The sequence below is a fragment of the Pseudomonas alkylphenolica genome, assembly GCF_016009175.1.
Taxonomy (GTDB): domain Bacteria; phylum Pseudomonadota; class Gammaproteobacteria; order Pseudomonadales; family Pseudomonadaceae; genus Aquipseudomonas; species Aquipseudomonas alkylphenolica_B.
This window is the reverse complement of sequence record NZ_JADUCM010000007.1, coordinates 38,505-59,829: the sequence shown is the minus strand read 5'-3', so window position 1 is coordinate 59,829 and position 21,325 is coordinate 38,505. Positions and strand designations below refer to the sequence as shown.

At 60.4% G+C, this 21,325-nt stretch carries 22 protein-coding genes and 1 other RNA gene; 14 read left to right on the top strand and 9 right to left on the bottom strand.

The genetic code is table 11. From position 1 onward, the window contains the following. Positions 1–39 precede the first annotated feature (39 nt). Entirely contained in the window at positions 40–519 is a 480-nt protein-coding gene (locus tag I5S59_RS09155) for an Lrp/AsnC family transcriptional regulator (RefSeq protein WP_197876304.1), read from the bottom strand. Positions 520–646: 127 nt separating this feature from the next. Between I5S59_RS09155 and I5S59_RS09150 the strand changes: the two genes are divergently transcribed. Together I5S59_RS09150 and mdeB are read left to right on the top strand one after the other, a co-directional pair. Beyond that, on the top strand, positions 647–1,843 hold the full coding sequence (locus I5S59_RS09150; RefSeq protein WP_197876303.1) for a methionine gamma-lyase: 1,197 nt from the start codon (positions 647–649) through the stop codon (positions 1,841–1,843). Positions 1,844–1,880: 37 nt separating this feature from the next. Next, entirely contained in the window at positions 1,881–4,580 is a 2,700-nt protein-coding gene (mdeB, locus tag I5S59_RS09145; RefSeq protein ID WP_197876302.1) for an alpha-ketoglutarate dehydrogenase, read from the top strand. A 55-nt stretch (positions 4,581–4,635) separates the two neighbouring features. On the opposite strand, the gene I5S59_RS09140 is transcribed toward mdeB, so the two are convergent. Continuing rightward, positions 4,636–5,073: a YhcB family protein gene (locus I5S59_RS09140; RefSeq protein ID WP_128323878.1), complete on the bottom strand. Its 438-nt coding sequence runs from the start codon at positions 5,071–5,073 to the stop codon at positions 4,636–4,638. A 138-nt stretch (positions 5,074–5,211) separates the two neighbouring features. Between I5S59_RS09140 and I5S59_RS09135 the strand changes: the two genes are divergently transcribed. The 3 genes from I5S59_RS09135 (at position 5,212) to zapE (ending at position 8,398) form a co-directional block, all read left to right on the top strand. After that, positions 5,212–5,847 carry an alpha/beta hydrolase gene (locus I5S59_RS09135; RefSeq protein WP_197876301.1) on the top strand — a complete coding sequence of 212 codons (636 nt, stop codon included), beginning with the start codon at positions 5,212–5,214 and terminating at the stop codon, positions 5,845–5,847. A gap of 24 nt (positions 5,848–5,871) precedes the next feature. Further along, the gene (locus tag I5S59_RS09130) at positions 5,872–7,221 is read left to right on the top strand and encodes a tryptophan--tRNA ligase (protein ID WP_197876300.1); all 1,350 of its coding nucleotides are present in this window, start codon (positions 5,872–5,874) and stop codon (positions 7,219–7,221) included. A gap of 82 nt (positions 7,222–7,303) precedes the next feature. Then, the gene (zapE, locus tag I5S59_RS09125; RefSeq protein WP_128323881.1) at positions 7,304–8,398 is read left to right on the top strand and encodes a cell division protein ZapE; all 1,095 of its coding nucleotides are present in this window, start codon (positions 7,304–7,306) and stop codon (positions 8,396–8,398) included. A 54-nt stretch (positions 8,399–8,452) separates the two neighbouring features. Here the strand turns inward: zapE and I5S59_RS09120 are convergent, their stop codons facing one another. Beyond that, positions 8,453–9,349: a GlxA family transcriptional regulator gene (locus tag I5S59_RS09120; protein ID WP_197876403.1), complete on the bottom strand. Its 897-nt coding sequence runs from the start codon at positions 9,347–9,349 to the stop codon at positions 8,453–8,455. 214 nt (positions 9,350–9,563) lie between these two features. Next, positions 9,564–10,604: an NADP(H)-dependent aldo-keto reductase gene (locus I5S59_RS09115; RefSeq protein WP_197876299.1), complete on the bottom strand. Its 1,041-nt coding sequence runs from the start codon at positions 10,602–10,604 to the stop codon at positions 9,564–9,566. 250 nt (positions 10,605–10,854) lie between these two features. On the opposite strand from I5S59_RS09115, the gene rplM reads away from it, so the two are divergent. From rplM to I5S59_RS09080, 7 genes are all read left to right on the top strand, one after another. Beyond that, a complete protein-coding gene (gene rplM, locus I5S59_RS09110; protein ID WP_128323883.1) occupies positions 10,855–11,283 on the top strand; it encodes a 50S ribosomal protein L13 in 429 nt (142 codons plus the stop codon). A 14-nt stretch (positions 11,284–11,297) separates the two neighbouring features. Further along, positions 11,298–11,690 carry a 30S ribosomal protein S9 gene (gene rpsI / locus I5S59_RS09105; protein WP_128323884.1) on the top strand — a complete coding sequence of 131 codons (393 nt, stop codon included), beginning with the start codon at positions 11,298–11,300 and terminating at the stop codon, positions 11,688–11,690. 275 nt (positions 11,691–11,965) lie between these two features. Beyond that, positions 11,966–12,559: a ubiquinol-cytochrome c reductase iron-sulfur subunit gene (petA, locus tag I5S59_RS09100; protein ID WP_128323885.1), complete on the top strand. Its 594-nt coding sequence runs from the start codon at positions 11,966–11,968 to the stop codon at positions 12,557–12,559. Beyond that, entirely contained in the window at positions 12,559–13,770 is a 1,212-nt protein-coding gene (locus I5S59_RS09095) for a cytochrome b (protein WP_128323886.1), read from the top strand. The genes petA and I5S59_RS09095 overlap by 1 nt, the downstream gene beginning before the upstream one ends. Then, the gene (locus I5S59_RS09090; protein WP_128323887.1) at positions 13,770–14,549 is read left to right on the top strand and encodes a cytochrome c1; all 780 of its coding nucleotides are present in this window, start codon (positions 13,770–13,772) and stop codon (positions 14,547–14,549) included. The genes I5S59_RS09095 and I5S59_RS09090 overlap by 1 nt, the downstream gene beginning before the upstream one ends. 117 nt (positions 14,550–14,666) lie before the next feature. Beyond that, entirely contained in the window at positions 14,667–15,284 is a 618-nt protein-coding gene (locus tag I5S59_RS09085) for a glutathione S-transferase N-terminal domain-containing protein (RefSeq protein WP_197876298.1), read from the top strand. Between the two features lie 17 nt (positions 15,285–15,301). Next, the gene (locus I5S59_RS09080; protein ID WP_197876297.1) at positions 15,302–15,736 is read left to right on the top strand and encodes a ClpXP protease specificity-enhancing factor; all 435 of its coding nucleotides are present in this window, start codon (positions 15,302–15,304) and stop codon (positions 15,734–15,736) included. A 47-nt stretch (positions 15,737–15,783) separates the two neighbouring features. Here I5S59_RS09080 and I5S59_RS09075 read toward each other — a convergent pair whose 3' ends face one another. The 5 genes from I5S59_RS09075 to I5S59_RS09055 form a co-directional block, all read right to left on the bottom strand. Continuing rightward, the gene (locus I5S59_RS09075; RefSeq protein ID WP_128323890.1) at positions 15,784–16,002 is read right to left on the bottom strand and encodes a YgdI/YgdR family lipoprotein; all 219 of its coding nucleotides are present in this window, start codon (positions 16,000–16,002) and stop codon (positions 15,784–15,786) included. Positions 16,003–16,037: 35 nt separating this feature from the next. Then, positions 16,038–16,616 (bottom strand): BON domain-containing protein, encoded by a 579-nt coding sequence (locus tag I5S59_RS09070; protein ID WP_197876296.1) that lies wholly within the window; start codon positions 16,614–16,616, stop codon positions 16,038–16,040. Next, positions 16,613–17,206, bottom strand: a complete 594-nt coding sequence (locus I5S59_RS09065; protein ID WP_026001179.1) for a phosphoheptose isomerase — start codon at positions 17,204–17,206, stop codon at positions 16,613–16,615. Before I5S59_RS09065 ends, I5S59_RS09070 begins: the two co-directional genes overlap by 4 nt. Before the next feature lie 134 nt (positions 17,207–17,340). Continuing rightward, positions 17,341–17,712 (bottom strand): YraN family protein, encoded by a 372-nt coding sequence (locus I5S59_RS09060; RefSeq protein WP_197876295.1) that lies wholly within the window; start codon positions 17,710–17,712, stop codon positions 17,341–17,343. After that, the gene (locus I5S59_RS09055; protein WP_197876294.1) at positions 17,712–19,532 is read right to left on the bottom strand and encodes a penicillin-binding protein activator; all 1,821 of its coding nucleotides are present in this window, start codon (positions 19,530–19,532) and stop codon (positions 17,712–17,714) included. The genes I5S59_RS09060 and I5S59_RS09055 overlap by 1 nt, the downstream gene beginning before the upstream one ends. 186 nt (positions 19,533–19,718) lie before the next feature. Here I5S59_RS09055 and rsmI point away from each other — a divergent pair, with 186 nt between their 5' ends. Together rsmI and rnpB are read left to right on the top strand one after the other, a co-directional pair. Continuing rightward, a complete protein-coding gene (gene rsmI / locus I5S59_RS09050; protein ID WP_197876293.1) occupies positions 19,719–20,597 on the top strand; it encodes a 16S rRNA (cytidine(1402)-2'-O)-methyltransferase in 879 nt (292 codons plus the stop codon). 64 nt (positions 20,598–20,661) lie between these two features. Further along, positions 20,662–21,021, top strand: an RNA gene (gene rnpB, locus I5S59_RS09045) — RNase P RNA component class A. Positions 21,022–21,325: the final 304 nt, after the last annotated feature.

Sequence of the window (21,325 nt, the reverse complement as noted above, 5' to 3'; positions counted from 1 at the left end):
CCTCACTGCGGTGGGGCTTTTTGTTGTGTGGGAGCCGGGTCAGATATGTTTTTCCGACACCGGAATCACCCGCTTCTCCTTCACCGCCTTGAACGAAAAACTCGAATAGATTTCCTTCACCCCCGGCAACGTCTGCAACACCTCCCGGGCGAATTCGCCAAACGACTCCAGGTCCCTCGCCAGTACCTCCAGCAGGAAGTCGTAACGTCCGGAGATGTTGTGGCAAGCAACAATCTCGGGGATTTCCATCAGACGCTGTTCGAACGCGCGGGCCATGTCCTTGGAGTGGGAGTCCATCATGATGCTGACAAAGGCTGTCACACCAAAGCCCAGCGCCTTGGGCGAAAGGATGGCCTGGTAGCCGGTGATATAGCCGTTCTCTTCGAGCAACTTGACCCGCCGCCAGCACGGTGAAGTGGTCAGTGCGACGCTGTCGGCCAGCTCGGAAACGGTCAGTCGGGCGTTGTTCTGCAGGGCACCCAGCAGGGCGCGGTCGGTACGGTCGATGGCGGCAGGCATGTTTTGCCCTCCGTGGCCTGAATTCATTGTTTTTATGTCAATAACCATCGAAGACGGTGGTTACATTTGGAAAAAAATCAGCACCTCAGTGGCATAAGCTTATAACAAACCACAAGAGGCTGTTGTCATGAGCGGCTCCACCAAGGATTCAGGTTTTGCTACCCGTGCCATTCACCACGGCTACGACCCGTTGAGCCATCAAGGCTCACTGGTTCCGCCGGTCTATCAAACCGCCACCTTCGCGTTTCCTACGGTTGAATACGGTGCCGCCTGCTTTGCCGGTGAGGCAGGCGGGCATTTCTATACGCGCATTTCCAACCCCACGCTGGCGCTGCTGGAAACCCGAATAGCGTCACTTGAGGGCGCTGAAGCGGGATTGGCGCTGGCCTCAGGGATGGGGGCGATTACGGCCACCCTGTGGACGCTGCTGCGGCCGGGCGACGAAGTGCTGGTCGGCCGAACGCTTTACGGCTGTACCTTCGCTTTCCTGCATCACGGCATCGGCGAGTTCGGGGTCAAGGTCCGGCATGTCGACATGACCGACCTGCAGGCCCTGGAGGCTGCGATCAGCGCGCAAACCAAGGTGATCTACTTCGAAACCCCGGCCAACCCCAACATGCAGATGGCCGACATCGCCGCAGTGGCGAAGATTGCCCATCAGCGCGATATTACTGTGGTGGTCGACAACACTTACTGCACGCCTTACCTGCAACGCCCGCTGGAACTGGGTGCCGACCTGGTGGTGCATTCGGCGACCAAGTACCTGAGCGGCCACGGCGATATCACTGCCGGGTTGGTGGTGGGGCGCCAGGCACTGGTGGACCGGGTGAGGCTTGAAGGGCTCAAGGACATGACCGGCGCGGTGATGTCGCCGCAAGATGCCGCGCTGCTGATGCGCGGGATGAAAACTCTGAACCTGCGCATGGATCGCCACTGCAGCAACGCCCAGGCAATTGCCGAGTACTTGCAGCAGCACCCGGCCGTGGAGCTGATCAACTATCCCGGCTTGCCCGGCTTCGCTCAGTTCGAGCTGGCCCGGCGGCAGATGCGCTTGCCTGGCGGCATGATCGCTTTCGAGCTCAAGGGCGGTATCGGTGCCGGACGGCGCTTCATGAATGCCCTGCAGTTGTTCAGCAGGGCGGTGAGCCTTGGAGATGCCGAATCTCTGGCCCAGCACCCGGCGAGCATGACCCACTCCAGCTATACCCCGCAGGAGCGCGCCCGGTATGGCATTTCTGAAGGGTTGGTCAGGCTGTCGGTAGGTCTTGAAGATATCGACGATCTGCTGGCCGACATCGAGCAGGCCCTGAACGCCTGCGCCTGAACTGCTCACGGAAGAGGTCAACGCAATGGTGGCAACGATGAGCCTTGTGTCGGGAGATAGCGTTCCACGACGCCCGGGAGACGCGCCCGAGGTCGATAGCGACCCGGGCGAAACCGCCGAGTGGCTGGAGGCGCTGGAGTCGACCCTGCAGCACTGTGGCCCGCAGCGCGCGCGTTTTCTCCTCGAACAGCTTGAGGCGCACGCCCGGGAATTGGGTGTGGAGCGCGGTGCACAGCCTTTCTCGGCATACCGCAACACGTTATCGGTAGAGCAGCAGGGCGCCTATCCCGGCGACCTGGAGCTGGAAGAGCGGATCACCAGCCTGCTGCGCTGGAATGCCTTGGCCATGGTCATGCGGGCCAACCAGGCGTATGGCGACCTGGGCGGGCATATTGCCAGCTATGCCTCGGCAGCGGAAATTTTCGAGGTCGGTTTCCAGCATTTCTTTCGTGGCGAGTCCGGGGGCGAGCAGCGAACGGCCGACCTGGTGTTCTTCCAGCCGCATTCGGCGCCGGGTGTTTACGCGCGGGCCTTTCTTGAAGGCCGGCTGAGTGAAGAGCAGCTCGCCAGTTACCGTCAGGAGGTGTCGGGCAACGGCCTGAGCTCGTATCCACACCCTTGGTTGATGCCTGACTTCTGGCAATTTCCGACCGGTTCCATGGGGATCGGCCCGCTCAACGCGATTTACCAGGCGCGGTTCATGCGCTACCTGCACCACCGGCAGTTGCTCGACACTGGCGCACGGCATGTGTGGGGCGTGTTTGGCGACGGCGAGATGGATGAGCCGGAGTCGATCGCCGGGTTGACCCTGGCCGCTCGTGAGCAGCTGGATAACCTCACCTTTGTCATCAACTGCAACCTGCAGCGCCTGGACGGTCCGGTGCGCGGCAATGGCCAGATCATTCAGGAACTCGAAGCCCTGTTCAGCGGTGCTGGCTGGAACGTGATCAAAGTGCTGTGGGGCTCGGAATGGGATGCCTTGTTCGCCCGCGATACCGAGCACGTGTTGTTGCGCCAGCTGGCGGCCACACCGGATGGGCAATTTCAGAACCTCGGCGCCAAAGATGGCACCTATAACCTCGAACACTTTTTCAATCAGCAGCCGGCCTTGCAGAAACTGGTCGAACACATGAGTTCGACGGAGATCAACGCGCTCAAGCGCGGGGGGCACGATTTTCGCAAACTGTATGCTGCCTTTGCGGCTGCCAAGGCCTGCAGCGGGCGGCCGACAGTGATCCTGGCCAAGACCAAAAAAGGCTACGGCATGAGCGCTGCCGGTGAATCGCGTATGACCGCGCACCAGGCGAAAAAGCTCGACGTCCAGGCGTTGCTGGCGTTTCGTGACCGCTTTCACCTGCCGCTGAGTGACACCCAGGTCGAGCAGCTGCAGTTCTATCGCCCGGCCGAAGACAGCCCCGAGCTGCGCTATCTACGCGAGCGCCGTGCGACGCTCGGCGGGCCTTTGCCAGCACGGCGTGCCGACGTGCGCCCGATCCCGGTGCCTGCTGTGGAAGACATGGGACGATTTGCCTTGCAGGCCGAAGGCAAGGAAATGTCCACCACCATGGCCGCCGTACGCATGCTTGGCGCCTGGCTCAAGGCGCCGCACCTGGGGCCGCGTGTGGTGCCGATTGTGGCGGACGAGGCGCGCACCTTCGGCATGGCCAGCCTGTTCCGTCAGATCGGTATCTATTCGCCTCAGGGGCAGTGCTATGAGCCGGAAGATGCCGGCTCGCTGCTGTCCTACAAGGAAGCGCGCGATGGGCAATTGCTTGAAGAGGGCATAACCGAGGCGGGGGCGATCTCCTCCTGGGTTGCCGCCGCCACTTCTTACGTCGTGCACGGTGAGCCGATGCTGCCGGTGTACATCTATTACTCAATGTTTGGCTTTCAACGCGTCGGCGACCTGATCTGGGCCGCAGCCGACCAGCGTGCCCGCGGTTTGCTGCTCGGTGCCACGGCCGGGCGTACCACCCTGGGTGGGGAAGGGTTGCAGCACCAGGATGGTTCGAGCCTGGTGATGGCTGCCATGGTCCCCAACTGCCGCGCCTGGGAGCCGTGCTTTGCCGGTGAGCTGGCGGTGATTCTCGAGCATGCGGCCCGGCGCATGCTCACCGAGCAGCATGACGAGTTCCATTACGTGGCGCTGATGAATGAAAACTATCCACAACCGTCCCTGCCTGCGCAGGTCCATGAAGAGGTGTTACGCGGTATGTACTGCTATGTGCAGCAGCAGGTGGTCGATGCACGAGGACGGGTGCGTTTGCTGGGTTCGGGGGCGATCCTGCGTGAGGTCATCGCCGCTAGCGAATTGCTGGCAAGCGACTGGCACATCGATAGCCAAGTGTTCAGCGTCACCAGTTTCAGCGAGCTGGCACGTGAGGCGCGGGATGGTCAGCGCGCCGCTCGACTGGGCCTGGACAGAGACACCCTCAGCCATGTTCAGCGTTGCCTGGCCGGAAACGAACCGGTCATTGCTGCCACGGATTACGTGCGTGCCTGGCCGCAGCTGATTGCCGAGTATGTGCAGGCGCCTTACGTCACCCTGGGTACGGACGGATTTGGTCGCAGTGATACCCGCCAGCAGCTGCGGCGCTTCTTCGAGGTGGACCGCTTCAGTATCGTGCTGGCCAGTCTGCACAGCCTGGTGGTTCAGGGCGGCATGGAGCGACGGGTGCTGGATCAGGCGCTGGAGCGCTATGGTCACAAGACAGGGAAGGCGCCCTGGTATTGTTGAGGTGGCTGCGCCGGTGGTTCAATAAAAAGCCCCGCCAGATGGCGGGGCTTTTTGGTCAGTTACGCTTGAGCCCGTAATGCTCATCGAGCATGCCCGGTGCATTGGGCGCTTTGGGTGCATAGTCGCGTGGCACTTCGGCGTCCTTTGGCGGGGTCAGGCGATCACGCGGCGCCTGTGCGGCCTCCGAATGCAGGGCGGCCAGCAGACGCTGGCGGGTCAGGTCGTCCAGGGCCAGGCGGTTGGCGCCATCAGCCAGATGGTCCTGCACTTCCTGGTAACTTTGGGTCAGTTTCTTGACCAGCGCAGCCGTACTGTTGAAGTGAGTAACCACCTCATTCTGGTAGCTGTCGAAGCGTTCCTGGATATCGTCCAGCTGCCGCTGGGTGCTGCTCGGTGCAGCATTGGGCAGCAGGCGGGCAACCAGGAAACCAACGACCACGCCCACGACGAGGGCCAGGGTCGGCAACAACCAAACTAAGAGCGAGAGTTCCACGAGTCCTTCCTCTATAAACGGCTTTGCTTTACGTTAACGGCTCGGACCTGCGCTGTATACCGCGAACGATCGCAAATATCTCAGACAGAATCATTCAGCTAGACGTGTCGACCCTTTCCGAGGTCACGGAGTTTATCCTTGCTTATCCGCGAAACCCCCGTATTCATTGATGGCCCGGTCGGTCAACTGGAAGCCTTGTATCTTGATGTGGCCGATGCCCGTGGCGTGGTGCTGTTGTGTCACCCCAACCCGGTACAGGGTGGCACCATGACCAACAAGGTGGTGTCGATGCTGCAGCGTACCGCACGTGACGCGGGCTATATCACCCTGCGTTTCAATTACCGTGGGGTCGGCGCCAGTGCCGGTAGCCATGACATGGGCAGCGGCGAAGTCGACGATGCCCAGGCTGCTGCCGCCTGGTTGCGCGAAAAACACCCGCAATTGCCGCTGACCTTGATGGGTTTCTCTTTCGGTGGTTTTGTCGCTGCCAGCCTGGGCGGACGCCTGGAGGCTGAGCAGGTGGCCATCAGGCAACTGTTCATGGTTGCCCCGGCGGTGATGCGCCTGGGCGGCAACGATGCCGTGCCGCAAGCGTGCGCGCTGAGCGTGATCCAGCCGGAAACCGACGAAGTGATCGATCCGCAGCTCGTCTACGACTGGTCCGAAGCACTCTCGCGTCCCCATGAGCTGCTGAAAGTGGCAGAATGCGGACACTTTTTTCACGGCAAGCTCACCGACCTCAAGGATCTGGTGCTGCCGCGCCTTTCGAACTGATACAAGCCTGATAAGCGATTACCCATGACTACGCGCATCCTTACCGGTATCACCACCACGGGCACGCCTCACCTGGGCAACTACGCCGGTGCCATTCGCCCGGCGATCCTCGCCAGCCGTGAGCCGGGAGTCGACTCGTTCTACTTCCTGGCCGACTACCACGCCCTGATCAAATGCGATGACCCGCAGCGCATCCAGCGCTCGCGTCTGGAAATCGCCGCGACCTGGCTGGCCGGTGGCCTGGACCCGGAGCGGGTGACCTTCTACCGCCAGTCCGATATCCCCGAGATTCCCGAGCTGACCTGGCTGCTGACCTGTGTGGCGGCCAAGGGCCTGCTCAACCGTGCTCATGCCTACAAGGCCTCGGTGGACAAGAACCTGGAAAACGGTGAAGACCCGGATGCGGGTATCAGCATGGGCCTGTACAGCTACCCGGTGCTGATGGCTGCCGACATTCTGATGTTCAACGCCAACAAGGTTCCGGTTGGTCGCGACCAGATCCAGCACGTGGAAATGGCCCGCGATATCGGCCAGCGTTTCAACCACCTGTTCGGCCAGGGCAAGGAATTCTTTGCCATGCCCGAAGCGCTGATCGAAGAAAGCGTGGCAACCCTGCCGGGCCTGGATGGCCGCAAAATGTCCAAGAGCTACGACAACACCATTCCGTTGTTCACCAGCGCCAAGGACATGAAGGACGCGATCTCGCGTATCGTTACCGATTCGCGCGCCCCGGGCGAAGCGAAAGACCCGGACAATTCGCACCTGTTCACCCTGTTCCAGGCCTTCGCCACGTCGGCTCAGGCCGATGAATTCCGCAGTGAACTGCTGCAAGGGCTGGGTTGGGGTGAAGCCAAGCAGCGTCTGTTCCAGTTGCTCGATGGCCAGTTGAGTGAGCCGCGCGAGCGTTATCACCAACTGATCAGCCGTCCGGCCGACCTCGAAGACATTCTTCTGGCCGGTGCGCAAAAAGCACGCAAGGTCGCCACGCCGTTCCTCGAGCAACTGCGTGAAGCGGTGGGCCTGCGTTCGTTCCGCAGCATTGAGCAGGGCACCGCCCAGGTCAAAAAGAAAGCCGCCAAGGCCGCGCGTTTTGTCAGCTTCCGCGAAGACGACGGCAGCTTCCGTTTCCGTCTGCTGGCGGCCGATGGCGAGCAACTGCTGCTGTCGCGTAACTTTGCCGATGGCAAAACTGCCGGTGCGGTGAGCAAGCAACTGCAACAAGGCGGCGAGCTGGATGTGCGTACCGAAGGCCTGGGCTTCAGCCTGTGGCTGGAAGGCGAATGCGTTGCCGACGGTCCGCAGCTGGCTGATGAAGCCGCGCGTGATGCCGCCATCGAGAGCCTGCGCGTAGCCTTGCAGCCACAGCAGGACTGAACGGCCAGACGCAAGTCTGATTGCCATTATCCGGGGCCGTCGCTACAGTGACGGCCCGTTTTTGTTACCTTGCTAACGAATTATGACGCCCCTAGAACGATATCAAGCAGATCTGAAACGTCCCGAATTCTTCCATGATGCGGCGCAGGAAACTGCGGTGCGTCATTTGCAGCGCCTGTACGACGATCTGATCGCGGCGCAGAACAACAAGCCGGGCGTGTTCGGCAAGTTGTTCGGCAAGAAGGAGCAGGCACCGGTCAAGGGCTTGTACTTCTGGGGTGGGGTAGGGCGCGGCAAGACCTACCTGGTCGATACCTTCTTCGAAGCGCTGCCGTTCAAGCAGAAGGTGCGTACGCACTTCCACCGCTTCATGAAGCGGGTGCACGAGGAAATGAAAACCCTCAAGGGCGAAAAGAACCCGCTGACCATCATTGCCAAGCGTTTCTCCGAAGAAGCGCGGGTGATCTGCTTTGACGAATTCTTTGTCTCGGACATTACCGATGCGATGATTCTTGGCACGTTGATGGAAGAGCTGTTCAAGAACGGCGTGACCCTGGTGGCAACGTCCAACATCGTGCCGGACGGCCTGTACAAGGACGGCCTGCAGCGTGCGCGTTTCCTGCCGGCCATCGCCCTGATCAAGCAGAACACCGACATCGTCAACGTCGACAGTGGCGTCGACTATCGCTTGCGTCATCTGGAGCAGGCTGAGCTGTTCCACTTCCCACTGGACGAAGCCGCTCACGAAAGCCTGCGTAAAAGCTTCCGGGCGTTGACGCCTGAATGCACCCTGGCGGTGGAAAACGACGTACTGATCATCGAAAACCGCGAGATCCGTGCGCTGCGTACCTGTGACGATGTGGCCTGGTTCGACTTCCGCGAGCTGTGCGATGGCCCGCGTAGCCAGAACGACTACATCGAACTGGGCAAGATCTTCCATGCCGTGTTGCTCAGCGGCGTTGAACAGATGAGCGTGGCCACCGACGACATCGCCCGCCGGTTCATCAACATGGTCGACGAATTTTACGACCGCAACGTCAAGCTGATCATCTCGGCCGAAGTTGAACTCAAGGACCTGTACACCGGCGGTCGCCTGACCTTCGAGTTCCAGCGCACCTTGAGCCGCTTGCTGGAAATGCAGTCCCACGAGTTCCTGTCGCGGGCGCACAAGCCTTAACGCGTCCTGCAGGAGCCGGCTTGCCGGCAAGCCGGGCTCCTGCATCGTTACCTTTCAGGCTTCCTGCACAAACTGCTGGCGATACTGGTTCGGCGACAGTTCCGTGTGCTGCCGAAACAGGCGTGCAAAGAAGCTGGCATCGTCATAGCCCACTTCATAGCTGATGGTCTTGATGCTCTTGCGCGTGCCGGAGAGCAGGCCCTTGGCCGTTTCGATACGCAGTCGCTGCAGGTAATGCAACGGCTTGTCACCGGTGGCACCCTGGAAACGACGCATGAAGTTGCGAATGCTCATGCCGTGGTTGCGCGCCACATCTTCGAAGCGGAACTTGTCGGCAAAGTGCTCTTCAAGCCATTGCTGGATCTGCAGGATGGTCAGGTCCTGGTGCAGCTTCTGCCCGCCAAAGCCCATGCGCCCCGGGGTGTAGTTGCGCTGCACCTCGTAGAGCGTGTCGCGGGCGACCGCCTGAGCGACGTTGGCGCCGCAGAAACGTTCGATCAGGTAGATGTACAGGTCGCAGGCCGAGGTGGTGCCGCCAGCGCAATAGAGGTTGTCGGCGTCGGTCAGGTGCTTGTCCTGATTCAGGCTGACGTTGGGGAAGCGCTCGGCAAACTGGCTGAAAAAGCGCCAGTAGGTGGTCGCCTCCTTGCCGTCGAGCAGGCCGGCCTCGGCCAGCCAGAACACCCCGCTGGCTTCGCCACACAGCACGGCGCCGCGTGCATGCTGCTCACGCAGCCACGGCAACACCTGCGGGTAGCGCTGGCAGAGCGCGTCGAAGTCGTCCCAGAAGGCCGGCAGGATGATCACATCGGCCTGCTCCAGCCCGCTGTCCACGGGGAGCATGACTTCGCTGAAGCTGCGCACCGGCTGCCCGTCGGGGCTCACCAGGCGAGTCTCGAACATCGGCTTGAGGCCCAGCCCCAGTTGCTTGCCGTAGCGCAGGCTGGCCAGGTAGAAGAAATCCTTGGCCTGCATCAGGGTCGACGCAAAGACGTTATCGATGGCCAGGATACTGACGCGCCGCAAGGACGCGCTCGGTTGGGTAAACATCATTTTCTTTATTCTTATAGGGGAGAGTGGTCAATCACCGGCTGGATCGTCTTATTTTTTGGCCGTTGTGTCTACCCTCGAATCCCGCGCAGTGCGCGGGATCTGCTATCGCGCTTCAGGGGGCCGGGTTGGGCTGGTCCTGATGGATGGCTTCGATGCCTGCCAAGAGCTCCTGGGAAAGCGTGAGGTCGATGCTGGCGAGGTTGCTGTCCAGTTGCTCGAGGCTGGTGGCGCCGATGATGTTGCTGGTCACGAACGGCTGCTGGGTGACGAAGGCCAGGGCCATTTGCGCCGGGTCCAGGCCGTGGTCGCGGGCCAGCTTCACGTAGCGGCTGCAGGCCGCTACCGTTTGCGGGCTGGAGTAGCGCGAGAAGCGGCTGAACAGGGTCAGGCGACCTTGCGCGGGGCGCGCGCCGTTTTCGTATTTGCCCGAGAGCATGCCAAAGGCCAGCGGCGAGTAGGCGAGCAGGCCGCACTGTTCGCGGATGGCGATTTCTGCCAGGCCCACCTCGAAGCTGCGGTTGAGCAGGTTGTAGGGGTTCTGGATCGACACTGCGCGGCTCCAGCCACGGCTCTCGGCCAGTTGCAGGAACTTCATGGTGCCCCACGGCGTTTCGTTGGACAGGCCGATGTGACGGATCTTGCCGGCCTTGACCTGATCGTCGAGCACTTCCAGAGTTTCTTCCAGCGGGGTGAAGTGGTCCTCGGGCAGGTGCTGGTAGCCCAGCTTGCCGAAGAAATTGGTGCCGCGTTCCGGCCAGTGCAACTGGTACAGGTCGATCCAGTCGGTCTGCAGGCGCTTGAGGCTGTCGTCCAGCGCCGCAACGATGTGCTGGCGGTTGTGCTTGAGCTGGCCGTCACGGATGTGGCTGATGCCGTTGCCCGGCCCGGCTACCTTGCTGGCCAGGATCCAGTCGGCGCGGTCGCCGCGGGCCTTGAACCAGTTGCCGATAATGCGCTCGGTGCTGGCGTAGGTTTCCGGGCGGGGCGGCACCGGATACATCTCGGCGGTGTCGATGAAGTTGATCCCCGCGGCCTTGGCGCGTTCGATCTGGCTGAAGGCCTGAGCCTGGTCGTTCTGCTCGCCCCAGGTCATGGTTCCCAGGCACAGGGCGCTGACGTTGAGGTCGGTACGGCCCAGTTTGCGGTAGTCCATTGGCGTGTTCCTGGCAAAAGAAGCATAAAAGCAGGTTGAATTTTTTTTCGCAATCTGGATAATTCAGCCCCTCTCCGTGTTGTGGGAGTGATGCCCCGCTTCATAGAAGAACCCTGCCGAATATTGGACGCGCTGACCCGAGCCCCCGATAGCGTCCGTGTGCGGCTGTGTCCTTGACTTGTCAAGGTGCGCACTATCCAGTAAGATCCGCCGTCTTATTTTCGCTGGGCGGCCCCTGAGGCTATAAAGAATGAAAACTTTTACTGCTAAACCGGAAACAGTAAAGCGCGACTGGTTCGTAGTTGACGCCGCTGGTCAGACCCTGGGTCGTCTGGCTACCGAAATCGCTACCCGTCTGCGTGGCAAGCACAAGCCAGAATACACCCCTCACGTTGACACCGGCGACTACATCGTCGTAATCAACGCCGAGCAGGTACGTGTTACTGGTGCCAAAGCTTCGGACAAAATGTACTACTCCCACTCCGGCTTCCCGGGCGGTATCAAGGAAATCAACTTCGAGAAGTTGATCGCCAAGGCCCCAGAGCGCGTGATCGAGACCGCGGTTAAAGGCATGCTGCCTAAAAACCCACTGGGTCGCGACATGTACCGTAAGCTGAAAGTCTATGCGGGCGCTGCTCACCCTCATACTGCTCAGCAGCCCCAAGAACTGAAGATTTAACGGAATAGTTCATTATGTCGGCGACTCAAAATTACGGCACTGGCCGTCGCAAGACCGCAACCGCTCGCGTTTTCCTGCGTCCAGGTACCGGTAACATCTCCATCAACAACCGTCCTCTGGACACCTTCTTCGGTCGTGAAACCGCGCGCATGGTAGTTCGCCAGCCGCTGGAACTCACTGAAACCACCGAGAAGTTTGACATCTACGTCACCGTTATCGGTGGTGGTGTCAGCGGCCAGGCTGGTGCGATCCGTCACGGTATCACCCGTGCACTGATGGACTACGACGAGACTCTGCGTGGCGCTCTGCGTCGTGCTGGCTTCGTCACCCGCGACGCTCGTGAAGTCGAGCGTAAGAAAGTGGGTCTGCGTAAAGCACGTAAGCGTCCTCAGTACTCCAAGCGTTAATTTTCGCTTCGGCGTTCAAAAAAAGCCCGGTTCCAGTGGAACCGGGCTTTTTTTATGTCTTGAATAAACATATTGGCCTTTACTTAGCCTGTGACGTGACAACTTGCCGCATAGACGCAAGTCAAGTGCTATAAGGGATGCAGCCTTTTGCCATGGCTAATCACCTTGTAATAGCAGGGTCTTTTCATTACCATGCGGCAAATTTTAAGCAGTTCAGAAATTACTTAAGTAGATGCCTGTTGTAACAGGCCATAAAGCTGATGGGAGAGGACTGAATGAGCAATGACGGCGTCAATGCAGGCCGGCGTCGCTTCCTCGTAGCAGCCACATCCGTGGTGGGTGCTGCAGGAGCGGTGGGGGCTGCGGTCCCGTTCGTGGGGTCATGGTTCCCCAGTGCCAAGGCGAAAGCCGCGGGTGCACCGGTGAAGGTCAACATCGCCAAGATTGAGCCGGGCCAGCAAATGATTGCTGAATGGCGCGGCCAGCCAGTCTTCATCGTCCGCCGTACCGAAGAGATCCTTGGCAACCTCAAGAAGATCACCGGCGACCTCTCCGACCCTGAGTCCAAAGCATCGGTCCAGCCCACTTACGTCAACCCGGAAAACCGCGCGATCAAGCCGGAAATCCTGGTGTTGGTCGGCCTGTGCACCCACCTGGGCTGCTCGCCAACCTTCCGTCCTGAAGTCGCCCCGGTCGACCTGGGTCCCAAGTGGGTGGGGGGTTACTTCTGCCCATGTCACGGTTCCCACTACGACCTGGCCGGCCGCGTTTACAAATCCCAGCCGGCGCCGCTCAATCTGCCAGTGCCGCCGCACTCTTATGAGTCGGACGACATCATTGTCGTCGGCGTCGATCAGGAGAACGCGTGATGAGTAAGTTCATGGACTGGGTTGACGCCCGCTTCCCCGCCACCAAGATGTGGGAAGACCACCTCAGCAAGTACTACGCACCAAAGAACTTCAACTTCTTCTATTTTTTCGGCTCCCTGGCGCTGCTGGTGCTGGTTAACCAGATCGTTACCGGTGTCTGGCTGACCATGAGCTTTACCCCTTCGGCCGAAGAGGCGTTTGCCTCGGTCGAATACATCATGCGTGATGTCGAGTACGGCTGGATCCTGCGCTACCTGCACTCCACCGGCGCGTCGGCATTCTTCATCGTCGTCTACCTGCACATGTTCCGCGGTCTGCTGTACGGCTCGTACCAGAAGCCTCGCGAGCTGGTGTGGGTGTTCGGCATGCTGATCTACCTGGCGCTGATGGCCGAAGCCTTCATGGGCTACCTGCTGCCATGGGGCCAGATGTCGTACTGGGGCGCCCAGGTGATCATCTCGCTGTTCGGTGCGATTCCGGTGATCGGCGATGACCTGACCCAGTGGATTCGTGGTGACTACCTGATCTCCGGCATTACCCTGAACCGCTTCTTCGCCTTGCACGTCGTTGCACTGCCCATCGTGATCCTTGGCCTGGTGGTGCTGCACATCCTGGCCCTGCACGAAGTGGGTTCGAACAACCCGGATGGCGTCGATATCAAGAAGCACAAAGACGAAAACGGTGTACCGCTGGACGGTATCGCGTTCCACCCGTACTACACCGTGAAGGACATTGTCGGTGTCGTCGTGTTCCTCTTCGTGTTCTGCGCCATTGTGTTCTTCTTCCCGGAAATGGGTGGTTACTTCCTGGAAAAACCGAACTTTGAGCAGGCGAACGCCTTCAAGACTCCAGAGCATATTGCCCCGGTCTGGTACTTCACACCGTTCTACGCAATCCTGCGGGCAGTACCGGACAAGCTCCTCGGCGTTATCGCCATGGGTGCCGCGATTGCCGTGCTGTTCGTGCTGCCATGGCTCGACCGCAGTCCGGTGAAGTCCATGCGCTACAAGGGCTGGATGAGCAAGATCTGGCTGGTGGTGTTCTGCATCTCGTTCGTGATCCTCGGTGTGCTCGGCGTGCTGGCGCCAACCCCGGGCCGTACGTTGCTGTCGCAGGTATGCACCTTCCTGTATTTCGCCTACTTCCTTCTGATGCCGTTCTACACCCGGCTCGAGAAGACCAAACCGGTTCCGGAAAGGGTGACTGGCTGATGAAAAAGCTATTTGCAGTATTGATTCTGGCAGTGATGCCCTCGTTGACCTTCGCGGCCGAGCACGGCCTGGAGCTGGACAAGGTCGATATCGATCTGAGCGACAAGGCGGCCATGCAGGACGGTGCGCGTACCTTTGCCAACTATTGCATGGGTTGCCACAGCGCCAAGTTCCAGCGATACGAGCGGGTTGCCGACGACCTGGGCATTCCTCACGAGCTGATGCTCGAGAAGCTGGTGTTTACCGGCGCCAAGATTGGCGACCATATGAAGATCGGCATGAAGCCTGAAGACGCCAAGACCTGGTTCGGTGCGGCGCCGCCCGACCTGACCCTGGTTGCACGGGTGCGTGGCACCGACTGGCTGTATACCTACCTGCGCAGCTTCTATGCGGACAGTTCGCGTCCGTACGGGGTGAACAACAAGGTTTTCCCGAACGTTGGCATGCCTAACGTGCTGGTTGGCCTGCAGGGCAATCAGGTCATCGGCTGCAAACAAGTGCAGACCGTGGTCGACGGCAAGAAGCAATTTGACCCGCTGACCGGCTCGCCATTGACCCATGAAGCATGCGACCAGCTGACCGTGGAGCCGAAATCCGGTACCCTGAACGAAGAGCAGTTCGACGAGAAGGTCAAGAATCTGGTGACCTTCCTGGCCTACTCGGCCAACCCGGTCAAACTGGAAAGTCAGCGCATCGGCACCTACGTGCTGCTGTACCTGGCCTTCTTCTTCATATTCGCTTACCTGCTCAAGCGCGAATACTGGAAGGACGTGCACTGATCACGCAGTAGTTTCTGGTAGTTGAACGCGCCCTGGGGTGCCTCCGGATAACGGAGGTGCCCGCAGGGCGCGTTTGCATTTGTAGCTTCTATAATTTCATCTGCGAGGAGGACCACTATGGGCGTGACCAACCGGTTGGCCTGCTACTCCGACCCCGCTGACCATTATTCTCATCGGGTGCGCATCGTTCTCGCCGAGAAAGGTGTCAGCGTCGAGATCATCAATGTCGATCCCGGACGCCTGCCGCCCAAGCTGGTCGAAGTGAACCCCTATGGCAGCGTGCCGACCCTGGTCGATCGCGACTTGGCACTGTACGAGTCGACCGTGGTGATGGAATACCTCGATGAGCGTTACCCGCATCCTCCCTTGCTGCCGGTGTATCCGGTGGCGCGGGCCAACAGCCGGCTGCTGATCCATCGCATCCAGCGCGACTGGTGTGCTTTGGTCGATCAGATCCTTGATCCGCGCACCAAGGATGCCGTCCGGGTCCAGGCCCGCAAGGAGCTGCGCGAGAGCCTGACCGGCGTGTCGCCGTTGTTTGCCGACAAGCCCTGTTTCCTCAGTGAGGAGCAAAGTCTGGTTGATTGTTGTCTACTGCCCATACTCTGGCGTTTGCCAGTGTTGGGAATTGAACTGCCGCGGCCGGCCAAGCCGTTGCTCGATTACATGGAGCGACAGTTTGCCCGCGAAGCTTTCCAGGCAAGCCTGTCCGCTGCTGAACGTGAAATGCGCTAGGTTTTAAGGAGCTGTCGATGAACTCCAGTCGCCCCTATTTGGTACGTGCACTCTATGAGTGGATCGTGGATAACGACTGCACCCCCCACATGCTGGTCAATGCCGAGTACCCGAAGGTACAGGTGCCCCAGGGCTTCGCCAGTGACGGCCAGATCGTCCTGAACATCTCGCCCAATGCCGTACGTCATCTGCACATGGATAACGACGCAGTGAGCTTCGAGGGACGCTTTGGCGGTGTTGCCCATACCTTGTTCGTGCCTGCCGGTGCGATTCTCGGTATCTATGCCCGTGAGAACGGTCAGGGCATGGTCTTTGAGCTCGAGCCGCCGGTATTCGAAGAAGATGAAGAATACGCCGACGACGAGGGTGTCGAGCCCGATGATGACGGTCCGCCGGCGGGTGGGCAGCCACCGCGGCCAAGTGGGCGTCCGAGCCTGAAGGTTGTGAAGTAATAAAAAAGGCGATCCGGTTGGATCGCCTTTTTTATTGCGCGAAAGAATTACAGGTCGCTGATAGTGCGGACCTGATCCTTGTTGACGCGGGTCACTTTGCCGTCCAGTTGCTCGAACTCGTAGAAGCCGGTGCTGCGTTCGAAGTGCGGGGCATCGACGGCCTGGAATTCGCGGCCGTCGTTGAGGGTGATCAGGCTTGGGGTGGAGCAGCCGGCCAGGGTGGCGAAAGCGCCGATCAGCAGGGTGGACAGCAGGCCGTTTTTCATGGGGACTTCCTAGGCTAGGTGTAGAGAGTGGGTATTCAGTCGATGTATTCGAACAGCTTGACGATCTTCTGTACGCCCGACACGCCCTGCACCAGGTTGGTGGCGCGGGTGGCTTCCTGTTGGGTCAGCAGGCCGAGCATGTAGACAATGCCATTCTCGGTGATCACTTTGATGCGTGAACCGGGAATGTTGTTGTCGGTCAGCATCTGGGCTTTGATCTTGGTGGTCAGCCAGGCGTCGTTGTTGCGCGCCAGGATCGACGAAGGCGGCAGTACCTGCAGTTCGTTATGGACTTTCTTAACGCGTTGCACCTGGCCGGCTGCCTGCTCGGCGAGGGACTTGAGGTCGGCGCGCGGGGTCTGGCCGGCCAGCAGGACGATGCCGTTGAAGCTGCTGACAACGATGTGCGAGTTCTTGTCCAGGTCTGGGCTGGCCTTGGCAACGTTGACCGATACCTTGGTTTCGATCAGCGAGTCATCGATCTTGCTGCCGAAGGTGCGCGTGCCGCGATCGTCTTCGATCGGCGTGTCGCGCGTGGCGGTGAGCACCGAGCTGCAGCCGGTCAGGCTCAGGCACAGGGTCAGGGCCATCAGGCCGAGGCGGTTAGGGGTCATTCTTCACTCCCGAACAATTGGCTGTCGATCAGATCGCAAAGGCAGTGGATCGCCAGCAGGTGGACTTCCTGGATACGTGCGGTGACGTTGGCCGGTACGCGAATCTCGACGTCTTCGGGCAGCAGCAGTGAGGCCATGCCGCCACCATCGCGTCCGGTCAGAGCTACGACAATCATTTCGCGATCATGTGCGGCCTGGATCGCCTGAATTATGTTTGCCGAGTTACCGCTGGTCGAAATCGCCAGCAACACATCGCCTGGTTGGCCGAGGGCGCGGATCTGCTTGGAGAAGATTTCGTTGTAGCTGTAGTCGTTGGCGATCGAGGTGATGGTCGAGCTGTCGGTGGTCAGGGCGATGGCCGGCAGGCTTGGGCGCTCACGCTCGAAGCGGTTGAGCAGCTCGGAGGAAAAGTGTTGGGCATCGCCGGCCGAGCCGCCATTGCCGCAGGCGAGCATCTTGCCCTCGTTGAGCAGCGCATTGACCATGACCTGACTGGCTTGCTCGATGTGGGGTGCAAGGACTTCCATCGCCTGTTGCTTGGTGTTGATGCTGGCCTGAAAAAGCTGGCGAATTCGGGATTGCATGTCCATCAGTGAGACCTTAAGTAGGGCGGCTGGCCGGGCGTGTCGGGAGTGTACAGAAAAGGTCCCGGCACATGACTGTGCAGCCCGCGAAGCAAAGAGCAAAAAAATTAATGGGGTAAAGGTGCAGGGTCAGGGCGGGCTCAGCATTCGAAGGCGTTTTTCAGCCATTGAAGCGCTTGGCCCTGGTGGCCTCTGCCTTGCACGGCGATCACATCGAAACGGCAGGGGTGATTGGCCCAGCGTGTTTCCTTGTGCAGAAAAGACTCGGCGGCTAGCACCAGTTTGTCCTGCTTGCGCCCGTCGATACTGCCGAGTGCACCGCCAAAGTCCGCATGCAACCGATAGCGAACTTCGACGAATACTACTGTATCGCTGTCGAGCATGACCAGATCAAGCTCGCCACCTTTGCATCGCCAGTTCTGCGCCAGCAGTTGCAGGCCATGCCCTTGAAGGTGCTCAAGGGCGTATTGTTCGGCGGCCTGGCCGGCCTGCTGGCGCGAACTGTGGGGCATCAGCGCGGGGTGTCAGGCAGGCGCTTGATCTGACCGCCGGAGAACTCGGCCCAAGGCAGCTGACGCTCGATGCGCTGGTTCGGGTTCATGCTCAGGCTGCCGGAGAAGCCTTCAATGCGGTTGTCTGGCAGGGCCTTGAGCTGAGTCAGGCGTGGCGCCAGGCTGTAGGCATCGATACCCATGGCGTACAGGCGACCGAGGCTGCCGGCGGCTTGTGGCCACTGGCTGACGACTTGCTGGCGCAGGCTGTTGTTGGTGTCGAGCAGCCACGGGGTCTCGCAGAAGCGAATGCCGTTCATGTCGTTGTACTGGTTCACGTCACCGCTGGCGCTGTACAGGTGCGAGGTGGCATAGACCGGAACGTCGCCTGCGTACTGGAAGTTCAGGGTCGGCTTGATCTGCTGGCCCTGCTGCGGAGTGGCGGCGAGGAAGATGAAGTCGATGTCCTGGCGACGCGACGGCTGGGCCGAAACGCTGCCGCCGACAGTGTCCTGCAGGCTCTTGGCGCGGCCTTCGCTCTGGCGCAGCTGGAACAGATCGGCAATTTGCTGGGCCAGGGCGACAGGCTGGTCAATATGCTCGGCGGCGAGCAGGGTGCCGCCCTTGGCTTCCCAGTCCTGGCGGAAGGCTTTGAGTACGCGGTCGCCCCAATCGCCACGTGGTACCAGGGCAACGGCACGAACCATGCCGTCGGCGTGGGCGCGGCGCGAGACTTCACGGGCTTCGTCTTCGGCAGCGAGGCCGAACTGGAACAGTTGCGCCGGGCCGTTCTGGCCGACGTCGCTGTAGTTCAGGGCCAGGGTGGTGATAGGCAGTTGCGGGCGTGAGGCGAGCTGTTTGACCAGGGGCTTTTCCAGCGGGCCAACGACCAGCTGGACGCCGGCTGCCTGGGCCTGGCGATAGAAGTCATCCAGGGAGGTCATGCGCGAGCTGTCGAAGACTTCGACCGCAGGGGGTTTCTGTCCGGCTTGTTGCGCCTGGAAGTGCGCGGCCATGAAACCATCACGCAGGGCGCGGGCCACACCGGCCAGCTGGCCTTCCTGGGGCAGCAGCAAGGCGATTTTGGTCAGCGGCTGGCTGGCCAGTTCCTTGAGTTTTACCAGCGGCAGCGGCAGTTGCAGGGCGGCCGGGTGCTTGGGGTGCTGGGTTTTCCAGGTGTCGATGGCAGCCTGTTGTTGCTCCAGGGTGCCGGCACTTTTCACCGCCAGGGCCAGGCTGGCCCAACCGGCAAAGGTGTCGTCGCCGGTGCTGGCCGCTTGCAGCTGATCGCTGGGCAGGGCGGCAACCAGGTTCCAGATGGCGTCCTGGTTGGCGCTGGCGGCATTGCCGGTGAGCAGCGGGGCGAGGTCGACGCGGGTTTTCGCCGCGGCCAGGGTCTGGCCATCGGCCTCCAGGGCGCTGGCCTGCACGCTGCGGGTGCGGCGCTGTTGCTCGTCCGGCAATTCGTTCAGGCGTGCCAGGCTTGGGTGACTCAAGGCGCTCAGGGCAGCCTTGGGCTGGTTGCGGCTCATGGCCAGCTCGGCACTCAGGGTGCTGGCGAAGATCTGCTGGGCAGGTTTGAGCTGCTCCATCGGCACCTGTTCGAGGATGCGTGCAGCGCGCACGTTGTCTTTTTGCTGGTGCGCCAGGTCGGCGGCGCTCAGGCGCAGCAGGGCGGCTTGTTCCGGTGTCTTGCTGGTGTTGGCTTGTTCAAGCAGTTGCTCGATGCTGGCGTCCGGGGTGCGCGGCAGTTCGCCGAGGCTCGACGAGGGCGAGCTGGCGCAGGCTGCCAGCAGGGCGGCGAAGCAAAGGGCTGTGAACAGCCGCAGGCAAGCGATCATGTAAAGGTCCTGTTACTCGATCAAATTAACTGGCAATTGTACCCAAGCACTGGCCGGGGCGCGATGTCGCTGGCGTTAATCCTTCAATATAGGCGCTGGAACGCGCCCTGCAGGCTGTGCTGGTTACGCATTGTTGCCGTCAGTCGGGCTACAATGGCGCTTTGTTCACTTTCAAAGGTGTGTGCTGTGACAGATGTTCCAGGGGCTTCCCATTCCACGATCGGCACGCTCTACGTGGTGGCCACGCCCATTGGCAACCTGGACGACATGAGCGCACGGGCCCTGAAGGTGCTTGGCGACGTGGCGTTGATTGCCGCAGAAGACACACGCCACTCCATTCGTTTGCTACAGCATTTCGGCATCAACACGCCCTTGGCGGCCTGCCACGAACACAACGAGCGTGATGAAGGCAGCCGCTTTCTGACGCGTTTGTTGGCGGGCGACAATGTGGCGCTGATTTCCGATGCCGGTACGCCGTTGATTTCCGATCCTGGCTACCATCTGGTGCGCCAGGCGCGTGCGGCTGGAGTCAAGGTGGTGCCGGTGCCGGGGGCGTGCGCGCTGATTGCCGCACTGTCGGCGGCTGGCTTGCCGTCGGACCGGTTCATCTTCGAGGGCTTTTTGCCGGCCAAGGCGGTTGGGCGGCGTGCGCGCCTGAGTCAGGTCAAGGAAGAACCACGGACCTTGATCTTCTACGAAGCGCCGCATCGTATCCTTGAATGCCTGCAGGACATGGAGGCGGTGTTCGGTGCAGAGCGTCCTGCCCTGCTGGCGCGCGAACTGACCAAGACCTTCGAAACCCTCAAAGGCCTGCCGCTGGGTGAGTTGCGTGCGTTTGTCGAGGCGGACAGCAATCAGCAGCGCGGCGAGTGTGTTGTGCTGGTGGCAGGCTGGACCGCGCCTGAAGATGAGCAGGCGATCAGCAGCGAGGCGATGCGGGTGCTCGACCTGCTGCTGGCGGAGATGCCGCTCAAGCGGGCTGCAGCGCTGGCGGCGGAAATTACTGGCGTGCGCAAGAATGTGCTGTACCAGGCGGCGCTGGAAAAACAGAAAGACAACGGCTGACCCGTTGCTACAATCTGTTTTATTGCTTGTTCTTGAGCCTCTCTGCCGTTAACCTTTGCGGCGGAGAGTCGATCGGACAGTCGCTGCCTTCTTTTGTTCCGCAAAAGAGGGGGGAGGAAAGTCCGGGCTCCATAGGGCAGAGTGCCAGGTAACACCTGGGGGGCGTGAGCCTACGGAAAGTGCCACAGAAAATAACCGCCTAAGCACTTCGGTGCCGGTAAGGGTGAAAAGGTGCGGTAAGAGCGCACCGCACGACTGGCAACAGTTCGTGGCTAGGTAAACCCCACTCGGAGCAAGACCAAATAGGGTTCCATATGGCGCGGCCCGCGTTGGAACCGGGTAGGTTGCTAAAGGCGTCCAGTGATGGCCGTCGTAGAGGAATGACTGTCCTCGACAGAACCCGGCTTACAGATCGACTCTCCACCTTTCCCTCCCCTGCTTGATTCGATAGCAGATGTGTCCCGGTAATACCAAAAAAATCTTACTCTTAATAAATCACTTTAACTTCGGGCTCTATTTGTCTGAATGAGTTTGATTTTTTCTGTCAAAAGCCTCTTCGAATTCTCCGAATATCTTCCCTCCATACGCTAAATCTCCGATCTGTAAGGGATTTCCTTATAAGCGCGCCTTGACGGTGTGGTAGGCGGATTCCTATAGTGTGCGCAAGTGGCAGAAAGTGGCATGAAGTGGGTTTTCTGATCACAAAAAAGCTAACAAGTGGGGAATCG